Origin of the sequence: Thauera sp. (assembly GCF_034003485.1) — a bacterium.
GTDB lineage: Bacteria > Pseudomonadota > Gammaproteobacteria > Burkholderiales > Rhodocyclaceae > Thauera.
Window position 1 is genome coordinate 25,998 of sequence record NZ_JAVEYL010000005.1, and the last position, 20,053, is coordinate 46,050.

The following is a 20,053-nucleotide window of genomic DNA, read 5'->3' on the forward strand; positions in this document are numbered from 1 at the left end:
CTCCCGGTCTACCCCGGGCGGCAGGAACAAGCGTGAATTGCGCGCAGCGGACGCGGCGTGCTGTACGCGTGCGCGGCGCCGGGTGTTCAGTCGAGCAGCTCGATGCGTCCGCTCACATGCACCGAGACCTCGCTCTCGCCGCCTTCGAGCGGCGCCGAGGCGACTTCCGCGCTCATTGCGGCGGCGCGCATGCGTGGCATCGGTGGCTGGAACCCACTGTCGCCGACCGCCAGGTGGGCGATGCGATGCTTCTTGCCGAGGGCGCCGGCGATCAGCGCCGCGCGCTGCTCGAAGGCGCGCAGGGCATCGACCGTCGCCTCGTCGACGGCCTTGCGCCGCGTTTCCGGGGCCGGCTGCATCGAGATCTGGGCGAGGGCAAGGCTGGACTGGAGTTCGCCGACCAGTTCGGACATGGCCGCCAGGTTCCTGCTTTCGAGCTGGATCTCGGAGCGCATGCGCCACGCCGTGATGCGGCCCTTGCCGTCCTGCGCGTAAACCGGCCAGGTCGCCGTGTTGCCTGATTGCACCTTCACGTCCGTACGTGTGCGGGCGGTCTCGAGCGCGGCGGCGATGTCGCGATTGACCTCGCGTGCCACCGCAGCCGGGTTGGGGCCGTTACGCTCGACATAGAGCACGGCGGTGGCGAGATCATTCGGGGCTGACTGGCTCGCCGCAGCCGACAGTTCGACCGTGGTCGCCTGCGCGGGCGCAATCGGTTCGGCGGCGTGCAGCGGTGTCGCAGCAAGCACCGCCGCGGCCGACAGAAGGGCAAGGGCGCGGCGCATCAGGCTTCCTTCGTCCCGATGACGCTCGACGGCTCGAGCGCACACAGGTCGCGCTCGTAGAGACGGGCGTTGTCGACGTAGTGCTGTGCATTCCACTTCAGGTGCTCGATCTCGTTGTCGGTCAGCGTGCGGATCACGCGCCCGGGCGAGCCGACGACCAGCGAGCGTTCCGGAATCACCTTGCCTTCCGGAATCAGCGCATTGGCGCCGATGATGCATTCCTTGCCGATCACGGCCTTGTTCAGGATGACCGCATTGATGCCGATCAGGCTGCCATCGCCGATGGTGCAGCCGTGCAGCATCGCCATGTGGCCGATGGTGACGCCCTTGCCGATGACGAGCGGCACGCCGTCGTCGTTGTGCAGCACCGAGCCGTCCTGGATGTTGGTGTCGTCACCGATGGTGATCGGGTCGTTGTCGCCGCGCATCACCACGTTGTACCAGACGCTGACGTTGCGCCCGGCCCGCACCGATCCGACGATCGTGGCGTTGTGGGCGATCCAGCTGCCTTCGCCGAAACTCGGCCGACGGTCGCCAAGGGCATAGATGCTCATGCTTGTTCTCGCTGTTGTATGTCTCTCGCCGGAAGCCCGCGGCAGTCGGGGCGCGCATCATAACAACTGCAGTGCAGCATGAAAACTCTCGTGCGGTGTGCAATGTAGCTGATCCGGCAAGGGTTTTGTGCTGCGGCAGGGGGTGCTAGGATGCCGGCCGCTACCGGAAAACCTACATGCTCAGCTACCGCCACGCCTTCCATGCCGGCAATCACGCCGACGTCCTCAAGCACCTCGTGGTGCTCGAGCTGCTCGACTACTTCAATCGCAAGGATAAGCCCTGGTACTACGTCGACACGCATGCGGGCGGCGGCTGCTATGCGCTCGACAGCGAGCAGGCCGACAAGACGGCCGAGTCGGTCGATGGCATCGGGCGGCTGTGGGCGCGCGATGACCTGCCGCCCGCGGTGGCGAGCTACCTCGACGCCGTCGGCCAGTTCAACCCGCATGGCCGCCTGCTGTTCTATCCCGGCTCGCCGGCACTGGCGATGACGCGCGCGCGACCGCAGGACCGTTTGCGCCTGTTCGAGCTGCATCCTGCCGATTTCGATTCCCTGCAGCGCACGTTCGAGAGCGAGCAGGAGCGCGTGCAGGTGCGCCGCGGTGACGGCTTTGCGGCGCTCAAGGGGCTGCTGCCGCCACCTTCGCGCCGCGCCGTGGTCCTCATCGATCCGCCCTACGAGGTCAAGGAAGACTACCGCCGCGTCGTCGATACGGTGCGCGACGCCATGCGCCGCTTCCCCACCGGCACCTTTGCCGTGTGGTACCCGATGCTGTCACGTCCCGAGGCGCGTGCGCTGCCCGAGCGCCTCGCGCAGCTCGGGGCCGAGAGCTGGCTCGATGTGCGGCTGGCGGTGCGCAAGCCGCCGCGCGACGGCTTCGGGATGTTCGGCAGCGGCCTGTACGTGATCAATCCGCCTTGGGTGCTCCCGCAGCGGCTCGAGCCGGCGCTGCCCTGGCTGGCCGAACGTCTTGCGCTGGACGAGGGCGCGGGCTTCGACCTGGAGCATCACATCGAATGAGCGCCGCGCCGATGCCACCCGATGCGCTGACCGAGTTGCGTGACGCCATGCGCCACTTTGCCGCAGAGCGCGAGTGGGAGCGCTTTCACACGCCCAAGAACCTCGCGATGGCCCTGTCCGGCGAAGCCGGCGAGCTGATCGAGCACTTCCAGTGGCTGACGGCCGAGGAGTCCGCTGCGCTCTCGCCGCCGGTGCGCGAAGAGGTCGCACTGGAGATGGCCGACGTGCTGCTCTACCTCGTGCGCCTTGGCGACGTGCTCGAGATCGACCTGGCCGAGGCTGCGCGGCGCAAGATGGGGATCAACGCGCAGCGCTATCCGATCGAGCAGGCCCGCGGGCGAGCGGTCAAGCACGACCGGTTGTGATGCCGAAGCAGGTTTTTTTCGCTACGGCGCGCGTCCAGTTTGGGCGAGTGCAATTTTTCTGAAACAATATCGTCTTTCGTATCCATCGGATCCCCATCGTGGACCTGCAGCACATCAGCGATATCGAGCGCGCGGCGCATAGCGGCCGAGGTGAAGTCTTCCGCCTCGGCGTGGGCGTGATCTTCATCGTCGGCGTCATGTTCTATGCGGCGCTCAACGGCACTGGCGAAGGCAGCCTGACGCTGGTGATGGCAGCCATGATCGGCGGCTACATGGCGATGAACATCGGTGCCAACGACGTCGCCAACAACGTCGGTCCGGCGGTCGGCTCCAAGGCTCTGACGCTTGCCGGTGCGCTCGTGATCGCGGCGGTTTTCGAAGCCGCAGGCGCGCTGATCGCCGGCGGTGAAGTGGTGGGCACCATCCGTAGCGGCATCATCAATCCCGACCTCATCGGTGATTCGGACACCTTCGTGTGGATCATGCTGGCGGCGTTGCTCGCGGGCGCCATGTGGTTGAACCTGGCCACCGCGGTGGGCGCGCCGGTGTCGACGACGCACTCCATCGTCGGCGCGGTGCTCGGGGCCGGCATGGCCGCTGCAGGGCCGTCGATCGTAGACTGGGCCACGATGGGCGGCATCGCTGCGAGCTGGGTGATCTCGCCAGTGCTTGGCGGCCTGATCGCCGCAGCTTTTCTTTACCTGGTCAAGCGCAGCATCACCTACCAGGTGGATATGGCCGAGGCCGCGCGGCGCATGGTGCCCTTGCTGGTGGGCCTGATGGCGTGGACGTTCGCGACCTATCTGTTGGTCAAGGGTCTGAGCAAGGTCTGGAAGGTGGGCTTCGGGGCTGCGGTGCTGTACGGGATGATCATCGGCGTGCTGGTGTTCGTGATGGTGCGCAGGATGCTTTCGAGTCGTGAAGGGATCGTCGCCAACACCAAGCAAAGTGTGAACAAGCTGTTTACCGTGCCGCTGATCTTCGCTGCAGCGCTGCTCAGTTTCGCGCACGGTTCGAACGACGTGGCCAACGCGGTGGGACCCTTGGCCGCCATCGTCGATGTGGTGACGTCGGGCGGCGTGGTGCATAAGGCCGCGACCATCCCGACCTGGGTGATGATGGTGGGCGCGATCGGCATCGCGCTGGGGCTGGCGCTGTTCGGCCCCAAGGTCATCCGCACGGTCGGCTCCGAGATCACCGAACTCGACCAGATGCGTGCCTACTGCATCGCGATGGCTGCGACATTCACCGTGATCGTCGCCAGCCAGTTCGGCCTGCCGGTGAGCTCCACCCACATCGCGGTGGGCGGCGTTTTCGGTGTGGGTTTCCTGCGTGAATATCTCAAGAGCAACTACGACCGCATGGTGGCCGAAATCAAGGCCCACCACCCCGAGGGCGACCTGGCAGCGATCGAGGCCTTCATCCAGCGCTTCGATAAGGCTTCGGTCGAGGAAAAGGGGCGCATGCTGCAGGATCTCAAGGAGCGCTCGAAAAAGTCGGAGGACCCGGCGAACTTCTCCAAGGGCGAGCGCAAGGATCTGAAGAAGGTCTATCGGCGTGAGCTGGTCAAGCGTTCCCAGTTGATGCGCATCGCGGCCGCCTGGGTCATTACCGTGCCGGCGTCGGCGCTGATGGCGGCGATTCTCTTCTACACCATTCGCGGCATGATGCTGCCCTGACCCCCGCGTGCTGACGGTTGCGTGCTCCTTCCTGCCGGTACAGCGGTCATGATGCTGGCCGAGCTGCTGGTCGTCCTGCTGCTGGGTGCGCTGGTGTGGTTCTGGTTCGACAGCCTCAAGGCGCGGGAGGCCGGGGTGGAGGCTGCGCGTCGTGCCTGCCTGCGCGAGGCGGTGCAGTTTCTCGATGAGACCGTGGTCGGCCACGGCGTGCGACTGGCGCGCGACGAACGCGGGCACGTGGTACTGCGGCGCGCGTTCGAGTTCGAATACTCGGTGAGTGGCGACGACCGTTATGCCGGCTCGGTGGTGCTGGAGGGGCGCGAGGTGGTGTTGGTGGACGTGAGTGCACACCGACTGGCGCATCGCGCCGTGGTGGTGAACCTGCACTGAGGCGCGTTATGGGTGGAGCGGCACGAAGCCTGGGCGCTGTTCAGTCGCGCCGGCCTTCGATGGCACGCAGGAACTCGTTGCGGGCTTGTGCTGAATGTTCGAACGCGCCCGCGAAGGCTTGCGTCACCACCCGCTCGTCACCCCGCCGGTCCTCACCCAGCAGCAGGCAGAGCTGCTCGGCCTCGATGACGCAGGCCGCGCCGGCGGCCTTGCCATGCACCATCAGCGCATCGGCGATGTCGCGGGTCATCCATTCCTGATACGTGAAGCGATGGCCGATCACGTCGACCAGGCGGGCAATGCGGCCGAAGCCGTGAAGTCTTCCGCCGGGCAGGTAGGCGACATGCGCGACGCCGCGAAAGGGCACGAGGTGATGCGGGCACACACCGTGCACGGCGATGCCGCGCACAACGACCATGTCACGGCGCGCATCCTCGAATCCCTCGCCAAGCACGTCGGCGGGATCGCGCTCGTAGCCGCCCAGTAATCGGTGCTGCCAAAGCTCGCGCACGCGCTGCGCGGTGCGACCGGTGTGCGCGTTGTCCGGCGCGATGCCGCAGGCGCGCAGCAAGTCGCTGACGGCGCGTTCGAAGGCCTCGGCGTCGAAATCGCCAATGCGTGGAATGCCCACCGATGCCGGCCGCGGCGAGGGGTGATGTTCGTGGTCTGGATGCGCGTCGTGGGGTGTGTTCATGCCTGCAGCCTCTGCGATGACGTTCCCGATGATACGCGCACCCGCTTCAGGCGATGAACACGGGGTCGGAAAACACCAGGGTGCCGTCCTTGCGCATCATCAGGTTGTTGGCGTTGAGGATGTCCGGCAGGACCTGGTAGTCCTCGACGAAATCGGACAACGCCTTGAGGGCCTGCTGCAGACTCTGGTTGATCGCGAGCGGGTTGACGGTCATGTGGTACAGCGCGATCCGGCCCATGTCGGCGCCAAGGCGACTCCACTGCTGACACGCCGACCAGTAGAACTCGATCAGGCGCTTGGCGAGTTCCGCAGCCGCTGAGTCGTCGTCCAGCGGATAGAGTCGCTCCATCTCGATCAGGTGGAGCGGGTAACCCGACGCTGCGCGCCCGATGATGCCGTGATCGGCATGGATGATCGGGAAGTGCACGCCGCGCGGGCGGTCTTCGGCGGTGTAGAGGAAGTAGTCGGCGGGCGAGCTGACGATCTTGTAGACCCGCTCGCCATCGCCCTTGTCGATCACGACGGAGTATTCGCCACGTCCGATCTCGGGTTTGCCATCCAGCAGCGGATGGGATGGTACCGGATCCGGCAGCAGGATCGCCTGCCGCCCAATTGCCTCACGTGCCATCGCCAGGTCGAACATGACGCCTCCGCCGTTTACGCCATGATGTTATAACCGGCGTCGACGAAATGCACCCCGCCCGTGATCAGGCGCCCCGCATCCGACACCAGGAAGGCGGTCAGCGCACCGATATCCTCCGGGGTGACCAGCGCGTGCATCGGCGAACGCTCGACCGCGGCGGCCATCAGGCCGTCAAAGCCGGCAATGCCAGAGGCGGCGCGGGTCATCAGCGGGCCGGGGGAGACCGCGTTGACGCGAATGCCCTTCTCGCCGAGCTCTGCCGCCAGGTAGCGGGTGGCGGCCTCGAGCGCAGCCTTGCACAGGCCCATCACGCCGTAGTGGGGGATGACTTTTTCAGAGCCAAGGTAGGTCATGGTGATCAGCGAACCACCGCCGGCCTTCACGAGCAGGGGCTCGGCCTTCTTCGCCAGACGCACGAAGGAGTGCGTGGACACGTCCATCGCCAGCGCGAAGCCATCGGCCGAGGTGTCGACGACGCGGCCGTGCAGGTCGTCGCGCTTGGCGAAGGCCATGCTGTGGATGGCGAAGTCCAGTTTGCCGTGGCGGGACTCGATTTCGGCAAACGCGGCGTCCATGGTCTCGGGTTGGGTGACGTCGAGCAGGAAGACGTCCTTGACGCCGAGGCGCTGGATGATCGGCTCGATGAAGGCGCGGGTCTTCTCGTTCTGGTAGGTGATGATGATCTTGGCGCCGGCCTGGGCGCAGGCTTCGGCGACGCCAGTGGAGATGGACTTTTCGTTCGCGATGCCGGTGATCAGACCGACCTTGCCTTCGAGGCTGATGATGGGGCTCATGCTGGGTTCCTTTTGGGATCGAGTGTTTGTTGCTGCATGGCAACAGATTGGTATTGGACGCTGGCCGGATGACACGAATTGGGTCGGTCGTGAAATCCGGTACGCGTCAGAACACTTCGGTTTCGAGTATATTGCGCATTGCAGCATTTTTGGAAACCGCTCCGGAACTTTGTCCGGGGCCGAGTGGAATATGACACGCACCGCATACATCTTCATGGACTTCGACGGCGTCACCCATCCCTGGGGTGAGGTCGAGGACTTCCGCTGCCTGCCGAACATCGAAGCGGTGGTGCGGGAGTTTCCCGAAGCGCGGATCGTCATCGCTTCGGACTGGCGCATGCTTTTTTCGATGCAGAAACTCGTGGCCCGGTTCTCCGAGGATGTCCGCCCGCAGATCGCCGGTGCCACGCCGCACATGCTGCCCAAAACCGGTGCCGAGCTGCATGGTTTGCGCGAACGCGAGGCGATGCTGTGGCTCGCGCAGCACGAGGCACACCCCGCCGAGACGCCCTGGTGTGCGATTGATGATGCGCCGGGCAACTGGCTGTCGCGCTCGCGGCTGGTCCTCACCGATTTCAAGCGCGGTTTCACGGTGGAGGACGCCGATGCGCTGCGCCGCATGCTGCTGGGCATGCGTGCCGGCATCTCCAGACCGAACGAACCCGTCGTGACCTCGCTGTGGGCACGCAACATCGCCTGACCCGTCCTCGATGAACGCACCTGAATTCATTCTGCCGCCCGACCGGCTCGCCGCACTCGTCGATGCCGATACCCAGCGCCAGGCAGCCCGCCTCGCGCAGGAAGCGTTTGCACGTGTGTTTCGCCTCAGCGTTGCCGAAAGCGAGAGCGTGCGCCACAAAGGCGTGCAGGCGCTGCGTTCGGATCTGTCGCAGTGGGCTGCTGCCGCCGACGATGGCGAGGCCCGCGCCTTGCGTTTCGCGTTGCTGCTGACCGGCATGGATCAATGGGGCGTGGTGTGGAGCCAGGCCTTCGGGCTGGTGGCCATCCCGGGCCTGAGCGAACTGGTCGGCGTCATGCGCACCAGCCTCGATGAAGCCCAGGAGGCACGCTTCCTGCGTCACTTCGAGGCGATCGGCGCAGCCGAGGAGAACGCCATCGATTTCAAGGTCGAACTACGCCGCGGCCTGCATCTTGCGTTGTGGCACTCGTCGATCGTGACCGAAAGCCGCGACGAGGCTCTGCGCCTGGCAGGGCTGCTCGGCAGTCAGTTGCTTGCGCTGACGCGTGAGATGCCGGTGGCCGGCTGGCGCCTGGTTGCCGACGCGCTCGCCTTCGTCCAGATCCGTTGCCTCGCCGATGGGCTCGCGTCCGAGGGCGTCGCCCAGGAGGCGACCCAGGCCCTGTTCGGGGCACTGGCTCGCGAACTCCCGTCTGCGCAGCGCGATCTGGTAATGGCGCATGCGGCGCGCGCGGTGCTCGCCTGGCAGCAGGCCAACCGCGGCCCGGCGCAGATCCACTGATGGCGCTCAAGGCCACCATTTTCAAGGCAGAGATCCAGGTTGCCGACATGGACCGGCACCACTATGCGGATTACAGTCTGACCCTCGCCCGCCATCCGTCCGAGACCGACGAGCGCATGATGGTGCGCCTGCTGGCTTTCGCGCTGTTCGCCGATCCGGCGCTGGCGTTCGCAAAGGGCTTGTGTGTGGATGACGAGCCGGATCTGTGGCAGCGGGATCTCACCGGCACCATCGAACGCTGGATCGACGTGGGCCAGCCCGACGACAAATGGACCCGCAAGGCCTGTGGTCGCGCCCGCGAGGTCGTTGTGATCACATACGGCCGTGCGCTCGACGTGTGGTGGAACGGGGTGCGCAGCAAGCTCGAGCGCCACGACAATCTGCGCGTGTTCGAACTCGGGCGCGAGTCCACCGCGGAGCTCGCCCGCATGGCCGAGCGCACGATGCGACTGCAGTTCACCATCCAGGATGGCCATGTGTGGGTCGGCAACAGCCGCGACACCGTGGCGCTGGAACCGAAGCGGCTCCTCGGGCGCGACTGGCCCTGAGGTGGGCCGGGCGCGAGCTCTGCGTCCGGTACGGATACGCAAGCACCTGACCACCGGGCACCGCATGCGGCTTTGCGCAGGCGGTGCCCGGTGGTCGCAGTCTCACTTCGCCAGCAGAAAAGCGCGGATTTTCCCGGCGCTGGCTTCGGGATTTTCCTGCATGAAGCAGTGCCCGCCCGGCAGCACTCGGCATTCCACGCCCGGGCGCATCGCTGCCCCGTGCTGGATCGCGCGTGCGGCGAACGGGAAGCAGTCAAGCCCGCGCAGTACCAGCGACGGTTGCGCGATGCGCCCGAGGGCTGCCCATAGTCGGCGCGGGTAGGAGCCGAAAATTTCCGCCTCGCGCGTCGGCCGGCACTTGAGCTCGACGCCGCCACCGGGAACGTCTCGCAGGGCGTGGTCGATGTAGGCCTGGAACGCATCCTCGCGCCAGCCGCGGAACATGCCGCGTCCGTGCAGGTTGGCGTGTGCATGCCAGGCCTCGAGTGCGAACTCGGCCGTCCTGTTCCAGCCATGAAAGCGCCCGCCATGGTTGCTGTCGCCATGGCCCTCGGCCTCAGGGATGAACAGGTCGAAATCGGCCGCGAGGCGGCGCAGCAGCGGCGCGTAGGCGAGTCCGCAATAGCCGTTGCCGTGCATGAAGTGGATCATCGCTCATCCGCTCGGCGGGCTGTGCCCGCCGCGCAGCGTGAAACCCGATGAGGTTTCGTTCGAGCTTCATGGCTTGAGGGGCTTGTGCAGGCTGAGGGCCGGATCCGGCCGGGGTCAGGCATTGCACGACGTGACGTCTGCCGGTGGCATGGCGGTGTCCTCATCGGGCAACGACTGCCATGAGAACCACGGGATCAGATGCGGACCCGGCATCGGGCGGGCGATGCCGAATCCCTGGCCGAGCTCGCAGCCGAGTTCGATCAACGCGGCGGCGTGAGCCGGGGTTTCGACCCCCTCAGCGATGACCTTGCGTTCGAAGGTTCGTGCCAGGTGCACGACCGCATCCACGATCGCGCGCGCCTCCTTGTCCTTGAGCATGTCGACCACGAAGCTGCGATCGATCTTGAGCTGATCCACCGGCAACTGCCGGTAGTGGCGCAGGGACGCATATCCGGTGCCGAAGTCGTCGAGTGCAATGCGCACGCCGAGTCGGCGGCAGGCGTGGAGTACCTCGGTGGCGAGCACGATGTCGTCGAGCGCCGAGGATTCGAGGATCTCCAGTTCGAGCTTGTCGGCCGGGATGCCGGGGTGGCGCGCCAGCGCGCTGCGGATGCCGCTGACGAATCCCGGCGTGAGCAGCATGCGCGCGCCGATGTTGACGCTCACACCGATGTCCATTCCCTGTGCGCGGCACTCGACCAGTTGCGCGAGCGCGGCGTCGATCACCCACTCGTCGAGCGTGGTCTCGAACTCCGTTCCCGCGATGTCGGGCAGGAAGCGTGCGGGCGGCAGCAGGCCCTGCTCTGGATGCTGCCAGCGGATCAGCGCTTCGATGCCGATCACGCGACCGGTGCGCATGTTCACCTGCGGCTGGAAGTGCAGCACGAATTCGCGCTTGCGCAGGGCGTCTTCGAGGCGCTGCCGGCGCAGCTTGCGCAGGCGCTGCTCCTCCTCGACGCTGGTGTCGAAATACTGGATGCAGTTGCGACCACGCTGCTTGGCACGGTACATCGCCTGGTCGGCATGGCGTAGCAGCGTTTCGGGGTCGGCGTTGTCTTCAGGGAAGCGGGTCACGCCGATGCTCGCCGACACGCTGATCAGCGCATTCCCGATGCGCAGCGGCTCGCCGATGGCCTCCAGCACGCGCTCGAGCACCGCGTTGCCGTCGGCGTCTTCCAGCAGCAGCACGAACTCGTCGCCGCCCAGGCGGGCGACGGTGTCGCTTGCGCGCAGGATCGCGTTGAGTCGATCGACGATCCCGATCAGCATGTCGTCCCCGGCCTTGTGTCCGTAACGATCGTTGACCGGCTTGAAGCCGTCGAGGTCGATCACGCACACCGCCAGCGGTTTGCCGGTGCGTCTGGCGTGCGCGATCGCCTGGCGCAGGCGGTCGTCGAGCAGCCGACGGTTGGGGGCGCCGGTGAGCGGGTCGAAGTAGGCGATGCGGTTGAGTTCTTCTTCCTGGCGCTTGAGCCGGCTGATGTCCGAGAACGTGGCCACGTGGTGCAGCAGCTTGCCTTCACCGTCACGAACGCGGCTTATGGACAGGACCTCGGCGAATTCGTTGCCGTCCTTGCGGCGGTTCCAGAGTTCGCCCTGCCAGTAATCGTTCTGCTCCAGGGTCTCCCACATCGCGCTGTAAAAGGCTGCGCCCTGCCGGCCCGAACTGAGCAGGCTCGGGTCGCGGCCGATGCTCTCTTCGCGGCTGTAGCCGGTGATGCGGGTGAACGCGGGGTTGACGTCGACGATGCGGTTATTGGCGTCAGTGATGAGGATCGCCTCGTAGCTGGACGAGAACACGCTTGCGGCCAGGCAGAGCTTTTCCTCGGTCAGCTTGCGGCGGCTGATGTCGATCTGTGCGCCCTTGAGCAGCAGCGCGCTACCGTCCGGTGCCTGACGGACCACGATCGCGCGGTCGTGAACCCAGACCCAGTGCCCGTCGCGGTGGCGCAGGCGCAGGTCGTGCTCGAAGCAGGGTGATGCGCCGGCGACAAGCCGCGCCATTTCCGCGTCGACCGCGTTCAAGTCATCCGGATGCACCAAGGCGCGCCAGGCAGAGCGCTCCTGCCCCCGCGCCGGCGCATCGTCGAAGCCGAGCATCGCTGCCCAGCGTCGGTCGAAGATCCATTCGTCGGTGGCGAGGTTCCATTCCCAGCTTCCAGCCTGGGTGGCCTCGACGACGTTGCGCAGGTGGTGGCGCTCGAGGTTGATCTGCTCGGCCAGCCGGCGTTCCACTGCACCCGCGCGCGCGAGTTGCAGGTTGCGCTGCACGAGCCGCGCGAGCAGCAGTACGATCGCGCTCAAAGCGAGCGCGAGTGCGAAGATCCACTCATGGTATTGCGCCCACACATCGCGCCACGTCACCGGCGCGACCTGATCGAAGGGGGGCAGCCGCAGTTCGCGCATGAGTTGCTCGACCACCGAATAGTCGGCGGGGATGGTGAAGCCGGCGATTCGGGCCGCGCGGGCAGCGGGATGGTCTTCCGGCAGCGCCAGCACGAGCGCGGCGACCTTGCGCACGATGCCCTCGTCGGCGTGAGCGAGCGCGACGAGCGGCCATTCCGGGTAGAGGCGGGTGGAGCGCTGGTAAGGGTAGTCGGGCGTGGTCTGGCGGTTGAGCACGCTCAGCATCGACAGGTCGCGGCCCTCGTGGCCGAGTTGTTCGAGAAGGCCGGTGCGCACGAATGCCGCATCCACCGCTCCGCTCAGCAGCGCGTCGACCACGCTGTCCTGATCCTGGCCGATATGCTTGAGTTGCAGCGATTCCGGGTCGACGCCGGCGTGCTTCAGTTCCAGGGCCTGTGCCGGGAAGGTGCCGAGGAAGTTGGCGTGCGTCGTGGCGACGCGCTTGCCGCGCAGATCGGTGATGTCGTAAAGACCGGGGGTGTCCCGGCGCACCAGGATGACCCCGCCGAACTGGCTCACCGCCCGACCGGCTTGAAGGTCGAGCTGGGTCGCGATCGCGCCCGAGAGCGGGCTCAGGGTGCGTAGCTCGACGAGGTGGGTGGGGTTGGTGAGAACGAGGTCGAGTTCGTTGCGTGCGATCGCCGCCTGCATGGCGGCGGCGTCGAGGACGCGCAGGCGGACCTCATGTCCAAGGCCGGCGCCGAGGTAATCGGCGAACGGCTGCCACATCGCCTGGACCAGCGGCTCGGGACGGAGCGCGAACACACCCAGCGTGACGGGCGGCTGGGCGTGGCCGGGCAGCCCTGTGATGAGTACGAGTGCGGCCAGCAGGGCACGGAGCAGGTGTTTCAAGGGTGGCGTGCCGGTAGGGACCACCGTCCCGCTTCACTCGGTGTGCGTGCAGACGGGCTCGAAATCCCCTGCGGCAAGCAAAGTCGAAGCGCGGGCAGGAAGGGAAGGTCTGACATCGGCTGCAGGTCGGTTGCGAATGTGCTGATCTTAGGCAACCGGGCACGCGGCGTCTGCGCAGAACATCACGCCGCGCGCCGGTTAGCTTCAGCCGTCGCGGCGCTTGAAGGGCTTGCGGGCGCTGTCGTAGGGCTTCGCGGGCTTGTCGAAAGACCGGCGCGGGCCGTCGGCGCCCGGCGGGGCGGGACGGCGTGGTGCGCCTTCGCCTGCATCGCGTGGCCTTCCCTTGGCAGGGTAGCCGCCTTCCGGACGGGGCTTGCGCTCAGGGTCGAATGGCTTGCGCGGACGGTCGTCACCTGCAGGTGCCCGGTAGGCGTCGTCACGCGGCGGACGGCGGCGTTCAGGGGTCGCAGCGGCCTCGGCGGCGCTGAGTGCACGGATGTTCAGCGGCATCTGGCGCACCCGGGTGCGCTTGAGCGTGCTCAGCAGATCGTCGGGCAGGTTGGCGGGCAGCTCCACCGTCGAGAAGTCGTCGAAGAGGTGGATCTGGCCGATGTACTTGCCTTCGATGCCACCCTCGTTGGCGATTGCACCGACGATCTCCTTCGGGCTGGCGCCATGGGCGCGGCCGACCTCGATGCGGTAGCGCACCAGGGCGCCATCGGAGAAAGCGCGACGACGGGCGAGGATCTCATCGCGGTTCGGGCGCTGGGTGTGTTCGCGCGGTGCGCCGGTGGTGAAGTGCTCGGCGCGCGGCGCGCGGCCTTCGCCCGGGGCAGTGGTGGCGATCTCCCAGCCGCGCCCCGATTGCTCGATCTGCAGCGGGCGCTCGCGCTGGGCGAGCAGGGTCAGTGCAGCGGCGACTTCGTGGATGTCGAGTTCGTTTTCTTCGACGAGGTCGTTCACGATGCCCATGAAGAAGCCAAGGTCCTCGCCACCGATCGCGTCCACCACCTGGCGCTTGAACTGCGCCACGCGCAGGTTGGTGACTTCCTCGCTGCTGGGCAGCGCAATCGGCGTGATCGGTTGGCGGGTGGCGCGCTCGATCATCTTGAGCATGCGTGTTTCGCGCGGGGCGACGAACAGGATCGCGACGCCTTCGCGGCCGGCGCGGCCGGTGCGGCCGATGCGGTGCACGTAGGCTTCGGTGTCGTAAGGGATGTCGTAGTTGATCACGTGCGACACCCGCGGCACGTCGATCCCGCGCGCGGCGACGTCGGTGGCGATGACGATGTCGAGCGCCCCGTTCTTGAGTTGCTCGATCACGCGCTCGCGCAAGCCCTGGGTCATGTCGCCATTGAGTGCGGCGACCGCATAGCCGCGCGCAGCCAGCTTGTCGGCGAGCTCCTCGGTGGCGATCTTCGTGCGCACGAAGACGAGGGCCGCATCGAAGGTCTCTTCGGCGTCGAGGATGCGGGTGAGTGCGTCGAGCTTGTCGACGCCGCGCACCAGCCAGTAGCGCTGGCTGATCTTGGCCACGGTCGAGGTGGCGGCGCGAATCTTGATTTCCTGTGGATTGCGCAGGTGGCGGCGGGCGACGTCACGGATCACATTCGGCATGGTCGCCGAGAACAGCGCGGTCTGGCGCTCGGGTGGCGTGTGCTCGAGGATCCATTCGACGTCGTCGATGAAGCCCATGCGCAGCATCTCGTCGGCCTCATCGAGCACGATGGCCTTGAGCGCGTCGAGCTTGAGGCTCTCGCGCTCGAGGTGGTCCATGACCCGCCCCGGGGTGCCGACGATGATCTGGGCGCCGCGCGACAACTGGCGAAGCTGTATCACCATGCTCTGGCCGCCGTAGATCGGCAGCACATGAAAGTTCTTCAGGTGGTGAGCGTACTTGGCGAAGGCTTCGGCGACCTGGATCGCGAGTTCGCGAGTGGGGGTGAGCACCAGCACCTGCGGTCGGGTGTCGGCGAGGTCGATGCGCGCCAGCATCGGTAGCGCGAACGCGGCGGTCTTGCCGGTGCCGGTTTGTGCCTCGCCGAGGATGTCGTGCCCGGCGAGCAGTTGCGGGATGCAGGCGGCCTGGATGGGCGAGGGCGTCTCGTAGCCGACTTCGGCGAGCGCGGACAGCAACGGCGCGGGCAGGTTGAGATCGGCGAAGCGCAGGGTGGCTTCCGGGGCGGAGGCATCCGCACTGGCGGAGTCGGGGCGGGGGGCGTCGGGGGCAGCGGAGTCGGTCATGATGTTCTGGCCGCAGGCGCGGCGATGTGCAGCGAGGCTGCGAAGTGGCGATTATCGGTGATTCCGGCCGTACGGATACGGCGCCACAAAAGCAAAAACGCGGCGCAAGGCCGCGTTTCGGATAAATCGAAGGACGTCAGCGACGTCGGATCGATCAGATCGGGCGGATGTTGGCCGCCTGCAGGCCTTTCGGGCCGGTCTTGACTTCGAATTCCACGCGCTGGTTTTCGGCCAGGCTCTTGAAACCCTTGCTCTGGATTTCCGAGAAGTGGGCGAACAGGTCGTCGCCGCCGCCTTCAGGGGTGATGAAGCCGAAGCCCTTGGCGTCGTTGAACCATTTCACGGTACCGGTTTGAGTGCTCATTTTGCGTTCCATATGAAGAATTACGGGCTTGCGCCCCGGAAATGCAGGAACGATCAAGAAACGTAATCAGGAGGCATCAAACCGACACGCATTCTCTTGGAACACGCGGGCAACCACCAGAACAACCACTGCTTGAATCGACTGCGAGGCGCACGATACACGCTTTTTTGGGCATGCGTAGACTTATTTCACGATTCGCATAAAAAAGGCGACGGTATGGGCGTGGAGAGTCGAGATATCTCGAGAAAAGAGTCGGTTCTTGGCGCGGAAACGCTGTGTCGGCCTGGATTCCGGGTGGCGATGGGGGGCGTGAAAGCATTCGCCGCACAAGTCCCGGCTGGCCGGCATCTGGTGGGATAATCCGGGCCTCGAACGTTCCATCAGGTTTTTTTCCATGCCCATCCAGTGGTTTCCCGGACACATGGCCTCGGCGCGCAAGAAGGCGGCCGAGGCGATGGCGTCCACCGACGTCGTCATCGAGGTCACCGACGCGCGCCTGCCCGAGGCCAGCAGCAATCCGATGATCGGTGAGCTGCGCCGCTTTCGTAACCGGCCTTGTCTCAAGCTGCTCAATAAGTCGGATCTGGCCGATCCGGCCGTCACGCGCATGTGGATGGATTTCTATAACCGCCAGCCCGGGGTGAAGGCGGTGGCGATCTCGGCCAAGAGTGCGGCCGAGGTCGCGCGCATTCCTGCGCTCTGCAGCCAGCTCGCCCCGCACCGGGACGACGGCGTCAAGCCGCTGCGCATGATGATCATGGGCATCCCCAACGTCGGCAAATCGACGCTGATGAATGCGCTGCTCAAGCGCAAGGTGGCCAAGGTCGGCGACGAGCCGGCGGTGACCAAGCACCAGCAGACCATCGACCTCGGGCCGGGCATGACGCTGACCGACACCCCGGGCATGATGTGGCCGAAGATCGACTACGACGCCGACGGCTACATGCTCGCCGCCAGCCATGCGATCGGTCGCAACGCGGTGATCGACGAGGAGGTTGCGGCCTTTCTCGGCGAGATCCTGATCGCGCGCTACCCGGCGCAGCTCGTCGCGCGTTACCGCCTGGATGCGACGGCCCTCGGGGCGATGGATGGCCCCGATCTGGTCGAGGCGGTCGGGCGCCGACGCGGATGTCTGATAAAGGGTGGCGGGCTCGATCTAGAGAAGGCTGCGCAGATCCTGCTGCAGGATTACCGCGATGGCGCGCTCGGTCGCATCAGCCTGGAAACGCCTGACACGCGCGCGCAGGTGATCGCCGCTGCGCGGGACGCGGCGGCTCAGGCAGCCGCGAGCACGGATGGGGTCGATGCGGCGGATGGATCAGCAGGCGAGAGCGCTGCGGACGGCAGCGACTGAACGTCCTGTGCCGTTCGCGAAGCGGCCGCACGCGCCGCCTCAGCGCTTGAAGGCGGGGTAACGCCGCATCCGGGCGCCTGGCGCCAGCGCGTCAACGCGCGTGGATGCCGGCGCAGCCACGTTTCAGATGCCGAAGTAGCGGTCCGGGCGGTGATTGACCGCGATCACGAAGTTCAAAGCCGCGGCACCGAGCACCGACAGCGCGACCTTGTCTGCCGACAGCACGAACAAGCCGAGCGACAGGATCACGCAGTCGATCGCCATCTGTACCCAGCCCGCACGCCAGCCACGGCGCTTCTGCAGGTAGAGCGCGAGGATCGTCACCCCGCCGAGGCTGGCGCCATGACGGATCAGGATCAGGATGCCGGTGCCCGCCAGCAGGCCCGCCATCACCGCGGCAAACACCGGATCGAGTCGATCGAAGCTCACCAGGGCGGGCAGGAACTCGGTCTGCAGACTCAACACGGCGACTGCGCAGAAGGTCTTGATCGTGAATGTCCGCCCCAGGGTGCGCAGCCCGAAGACGTAGAAGGGCAGGTTGAGCAGGAACAGGATGGCGCCGAGTGGCCAGCCGCCGAGGTAGTGGATGAGGAAGGCCAGCCCCGTGGTGCCGCCGGTGAGAAGGGTGCTTTCACGGAACATCACCAGCGCGAGGGCTGCGAACAGGCAACCAGTGAAGATGCCCTGGACGTCCTCGAAGGGCGTGTGCGGACGGCCCTGGGGCAGAAGCGGGCGTGCGGTTTCGGCGACGGGTGGCGATGTGGGCATTGGCGTGCTGCGTAAGCGATCGGCGCAATGATAAAGGTTCCTTGCTGCGGCAAGCGGTCGAGGTCGATCGAGCGGCGCGGAGCAGCGTGTTCGGCGCGCGCGCTCAGGATTTGCGCTGGTGCACCTGCATTGATTCGGGCCCGTGCCGAGCGGCGGACGGCGAAGCGACGGCGCGTTTGCTATCATTGATGCCAATCCATTTCCGACAGGAAACCCATGACCGTCCCGTCAGCCGACAGGCTGCGCGCCATCAACGCCGATCTGCACTGCCATTCCACCGTCTCGGACGGCTGGCTGGAGCCCGAGGCGGTGGTCTTGCGTGCGCTCGCGAACGGTGTCGAATTGCTTGCGCTGACCGATCACGATGAAGTCGGCGGCATCGACGCGGCCGCACGAGTGGCACAGGCGCATGGGCTCGGTTTCGTTGCGGGCGTCGAGATTTCGGTCACGTTCGCCGGCGAGACCATCCACATCGTCGGGCTGGGTATCGATCACCGCCACCCGGTTTTGCTCGAAGGCCTGGCGCAGGTGCGCAGCGGCCGCGATGCGCGCGCGCGGTTGATGAGCGATGCGCTGGAGAAGGTTGGGATCCGGGGGGCGCTTGCGGGTGCCCGGCGTTTCGCACGCAATCCCGCGCTCGTCAGCCGTGCCCACTTCGCCCGCCATCTGGTGGCGAGCGGGGTCATGCCCGACGTCAGGACGGTCTTCGATCACTACCTCGTGCGCGGCAAGCCCGGCTTCGTCGAACACGAATGGGCTGCGCTCGAGGATGCGGTCGGCTGGATCCGCGCTGCAGCCGGGATCGCAGTGGTCGCACATCCGGCGCGCTATCGGCTGTCCGCTGCCGACATGACGCGTCTGTTCGATCGCTTCGTTGCCGCGGGCGGGGAGGCGGTCGAGGTCGTGTCGGGTGCGCACAGCGAAGACGAGATGCGTCGCTTCGCCACCTTGGCGCGCCAACGCGGCCTGCTGGCATCGCGCGCGTCCGATTTCCACGGCGAAAACGAAAGTCCGGTCGACCTCGGCCGCTGCAACCCGCTGCCGCCCGACCTCGATCCGGTTTGGGCGCGGCTGCTTCCGTCTGCTCCGCTGGGCGGCTGAAGGGCCGCCACACGCGCGAACCGTCACCAGAACCGTACTCACATGGCCCAATTCTTCTCGCTTCACCCCGAGCAACCGCAGGCACGACTGATCCGCCAGGCGGCCGAGATCATCCGTGCCGGGGGTGTGGTCGCGCTGCCGACCGATTCCGCCTACGCGCTCGCCTGCCAGGTCGGGGATGCTGCGCTGCTCGAGCGCGTGCGCCGCATTCGCGGGGTCGATGATCGCCATCACTTCACGCTGCTGTGCCGCGACCTCTCCGAAATCGGCACCTACGCCCGCGTCGACAACACCCAGTATCGTCTGCTCAAGGCGACCACGCCGGGTCCCTACACCTTCATTCTCGAGGGTACCAAGGAACTCCCGCGCCGGGTGTTGCACCCCAAGCGCAAGACCATCGGTCTGCGTGTGCCCGAGCATGCGGTGGTGTCGGCTTTGCTCGCCGAACTCGATGGCCCGTTGCTGAGCGCGACCCTGATCCTGCCGGGCGAGGACTTGCCGATGACCGATGCGGACGAGATCCGCGACCGCCTCGGCAAGGTGGTTGACCTCGTCATCGAGGCCGGCTATTGCGGCCCCGAGGCGACCACGGTCATCGATCTCACCTCGGGCGCGCCCGCGCTGGTGCGCGCCGGCCGCGGCCCGCTCGAGCCCTTCGGCCTGTAATATTCGCGCTTTGAAACCGAGCCTTAGATGGATTCGCTGATCCCAACCCTGGCCATCTGGGCGCTCCCGGTGCTACTGGCCATCACCCTGCATGAGGCCGCCCACGGCTACGTGGCGCGCCACTTCGGCGATCCGACGGCCGACCTTGCCGGGCGTATCACGCTCAATCCGCTGCGCCACATCGACCCGGTGGGAACCATCCTCGTGCCCGCGGGCATTCTCGCGCTCAGTTCGCTCGCGGGCGGCAGCGGCATCCTGTTCGGCTGGGCCAAGCCGGTTCCGGTCAATTTCGGCCGCCTGCGCAATCCCAAGGCCGACATGCTGTGGGTGGCGGCCGCGGGGCCCTTCGTCAATCTGCTGATGGCCGTGGGCTGGGCGATCCTGTTCACGATTGCGGCCAGGAGCGAGCCGGGCGCCTACAGCATTCCCATGCTCAAGATGGCCGATGCCGGCATCCAGATCAACGCAGTGCTGATGGTGCTCAACCTGTTGCCCATTCCCCCGCTCGACGGCGGGCGCATCGCCGTCAGCCTGCTGCCCGACCGACTCGCCTGGCAATTTGCCCGCCTCGAACCCTTCGGTTTCCCGATCCTGCTGGTTTTGTTGTTCACCGGCATCCTCGGCGAGATCCTGTGGCCGCTGATCGTCGGCTTCCGCTACCTGCTTTCCACCGTTTTCGGTTTCTGAGTCCC

General features: G+C 66.4%; 21 protein-coding genes. 11 read left to right on the forward strand and 10 right to left on the reverse strand.

What is annotated here, in order from left to right; genetic code table 11:
• Positions 1-86 precede the first annotated feature (86 nt).
• Positions 87-785, reverse strand: a complete 699-nt coding sequence (locus tag RBT54_RS03755) for an SIMPL domain-containing protein (RefSeq protein ID WP_320364247.1) — start codon at positions 783-785, stop codon at positions 87-89.
• Complete coding sequence (locus tag RBT54_RS03760; protein WP_320364249.1) at positions 785-1,339, reverse strand: gamma carbonic anhydrase family protein; 555 nt, start codon at positions 1,337-1,339, stop codon at positions 785-787. The genes RBT54_RS03755 and RBT54_RS03760 overlap by 1 nt, the downstream gene beginning before the upstream one ends.
• A 176-nt stretch (positions 1,340-1,515) precedes the next feature.
• On the opposite strand from RBT54_RS03760, the gene RBT54_RS03765 reads away from it, so the two are divergent.
• The 4 genes from RBT54_RS03765 to RBT54_RS03780 all read left to right on the forward strand — a co-directional run bounded on the left by RBT54_RS03765 (position 1,516) and on the right by RBT54_RS03780 (position 4,795).
• Complete coding sequence (locus RBT54_RS03765; RefSeq protein ID WP_320364252.1) at positions 1,516-2,361, forward strand: 23S rRNA (adenine(2030)-N(6))-methyltransferase RlmJ; 846 nt, start codon at positions 1,516-1,518, stop codon at positions 2,359-2,361.
• Positions 2,358-2,726, forward strand: a complete 369-nt coding sequence (locus RBT54_RS03770; RefSeq protein WP_320364254.1) for a nucleotide pyrophosphohydrolase — start codon at positions 2,358-2,360, stop codon at positions 2,724-2,726. The genes RBT54_RS03765 and RBT54_RS03770 overlap by 4 nt, the downstream gene beginning before the upstream one ends.
• 98 nt (positions 2,727-2,824) lie before the next feature.
• Entirely contained in the window at positions 2,825-4,405 is a 1,581-nt protein-coding gene (locus RBT54_RS03775) for an anion permease (RefSeq protein WP_320364257.1), read from the forward strand.
• A 48-nt stretch (positions 4,406-4,453) separates the two neighbouring features.
• Entirely contained in the window at positions 4,454-4,795 is a 342-nt protein-coding gene (locus RBT54_RS03780) for a DUF3301 domain-containing protein (protein WP_320364474.1), read from the forward strand.
• A 40-nt stretch (positions 4,796-4,835) separates the two neighbouring features.
• Here the strand turns inward: RBT54_RS03780 and folE are convergent, their stop codons facing one another.
• Genes folE through fabI form a run of 3 tightly spaced genes read right to left on the reverse strand, consistent with a single transcriptional unit; the run spans position 4,836 to position 6,926 of the window.
• Positions 4,836-5,489, reverse strand: a complete 654-nt coding sequence (gene folE / locus RBT54_RS03785; protein WP_320364259.1) for a GTP cyclohydrolase I FolE — start codon at positions 5,487-5,489, stop codon at positions 4,836-4,838.
• Between the two features lie 46 nt (positions 5,490-5,535).
• Positions 5,536-6,132, reverse strand: a complete 597-nt coding sequence (locus RBT54_RS03790; protein ID WP_320364261.1) for a hypothetical protein — start codon at positions 6,130-6,132, stop codon at positions 5,536-5,538.
• A gap of 14 nt (positions 6,133-6,146) precedes the next feature.
• On the reverse strand, positions 6,147-6,926 hold the full coding sequence (fabI, locus tag RBT54_RS03795) for an enoyl-ACP reductase FabI (RefSeq protein ID WP_320364263.1): 780 nt from the start codon (positions 6,924-6,926) through the stop codon (positions 6,147-6,149).
• A 190-nt stretch (positions 6,927-7,116) separates the two neighbouring features.
• Between fabI and RBT54_RS03800 the strand changes: the two genes are divergently transcribed.
• From RBT54_RS03800 to RBT54_RS03810, 3 genes are read left to right on the forward strand one after another with little or no spacing between them, the layout of a single operon-like run.
• On the forward strand, positions 7,117-7,626 hold the full coding sequence (locus RBT54_RS03800; RefSeq protein ID WP_320364475.1) for an HAD domain-containing protein: 510 nt from the start codon (positions 7,117-7,119) through the stop codon (positions 7,624-7,626).
• Positions 7,627-7,636: 10 nt separating this feature from the next.
• Positions 7,637-8,407, forward strand: coding sequence for a hypothetical protein (locus tag RBT54_RS03805; RefSeq protein ID WP_320364265.1), 771 nt, complete (start codon positions 7,637-7,639; stop codon positions 8,405-8,407).
• Positions 8,407-8,955, forward strand: coding sequence for a YaeQ family protein (locus tag RBT54_RS03810; RefSeq protein WP_320364267.1), 549 nt, complete (start codon positions 8,407-8,409; stop codon positions 8,953-8,955). Before RBT54_RS03805 ends, RBT54_RS03810 begins: the two co-directional genes overlap by 1 nt.
• 102 nt (positions 8,956-9,057) lie before the next feature.
• On the opposite strand, the gene RBT54_RS03815 is transcribed toward RBT54_RS03810, so the two are convergent.
• The 4 genes from RBT54_RS03815 to RBT54_RS03830 form a co-directional block, all read right to left on the reverse strand.
• On the reverse strand, positions 9,058-9,606 hold the full coding sequence (locus RBT54_RS03815) for an alpha/beta hydrolase (RefSeq protein WP_320364269.1): 549 nt from the start codon (positions 9,604-9,606) through the stop codon (positions 9,058-9,060).
• 114 nt (positions 9,607-9,720) lie between these two features.
• On the reverse strand, positions 9,721-12,864 hold the full coding sequence (locus tag RBT54_RS03820; protein ID WP_320364271.1) for an EAL domain-containing protein: 3,144 nt from the start codon (positions 12,862-12,864) through the stop codon (positions 9,721-9,723).
• 204 nt (positions 12,865-13,068) lie between these two features.
• Positions 13,069-15,108 (reverse strand): DEAD/DEAH box helicase, encoded by a 2,040-nt coding sequence (locus RBT54_RS03825; protein WP_320364273.1) that lies wholly within the window; start codon positions 15,106-15,108, stop codon positions 13,069-13,071.
• Between the two features lie 154 nt (positions 15,109-15,262).
• On the reverse strand, positions 15,263-15,472 hold the full coding sequence (locus RBT54_RS03830) for a cold-shock protein (RefSeq protein ID WP_320364275.1): 210 nt from the start codon (positions 15,470-15,472) through the stop codon (positions 15,263-15,265).
• Between the two features lie 394 nt (positions 15,473-15,866).
• Between RBT54_RS03830 and ylqF the strand changes: the two genes are divergently transcribed.
• On the forward strand, positions 15,867-16,826 hold the full coding sequence (ylqF, locus tag RBT54_RS03835; protein WP_320364277.1) for a ribosome biogenesis GTPase YlqF: 960 nt from the start codon (positions 15,867-15,869) through the stop codon (positions 16,824-16,826).
• 123 nt (positions 16,827-16,949) lie between these two features.
• Here the strand turns inward: ylqF and RBT54_RS03840 are convergent, their stop codons facing one another.
• Positions 16,950-17,594: a YitT family protein gene (locus RBT54_RS03840; RefSeq protein WP_320364279.1), complete on the reverse strand. Its 645-nt coding sequence runs from the start codon at positions 17,592-17,594 to the stop codon at positions 16,950-16,952.
• A 216-nt stretch (positions 17,595-17,810) separates the two neighbouring features.
• Here RBT54_RS03840 and RBT54_RS03845 point away from each other — a divergent pair, with 216 nt between their 5' ends.
• From RBT54_RS03845 to RBT54_RS03855, 3 genes are read left to right on the forward strand one after another with little or no spacing between them, the layout of a single operon-like run.
• Positions 17,811-18,695: a 3',5'-nucleoside bisphosphate phosphatase gene (locus RBT54_RS03845; protein ID WP_320364280.1), complete on the forward strand. Its 885-nt coding sequence runs from the start codon at positions 17,811-17,813 to the stop codon at positions 18,693-18,695.
• Positions 18,696-18,737: 42 nt separating this feature from the next.
• The gene (locus tag RBT54_RS03850) at positions 18,738-19,361 is read left to right on the forward strand and encodes an L-threonylcarbamoyladenylate synthase (protein WP_320364282.1); all 624 of its coding nucleotides are present in this window, start codon (positions 18,738-18,740) and stop codon (positions 19,359-19,361) included.
• Positions 19,362-19,388: 27 nt separating this feature from the next.
• A complete protein-coding gene (locus RBT54_RS03855; RefSeq protein ID WP_320364284.1) occupies positions 19,389-20,048 on the forward strand; it encodes a site-2 protease family protein in 660 nt (219 codons plus the stop codon).
• Positions 20,049-20,053 lie beyond the last annotated feature (5 nt).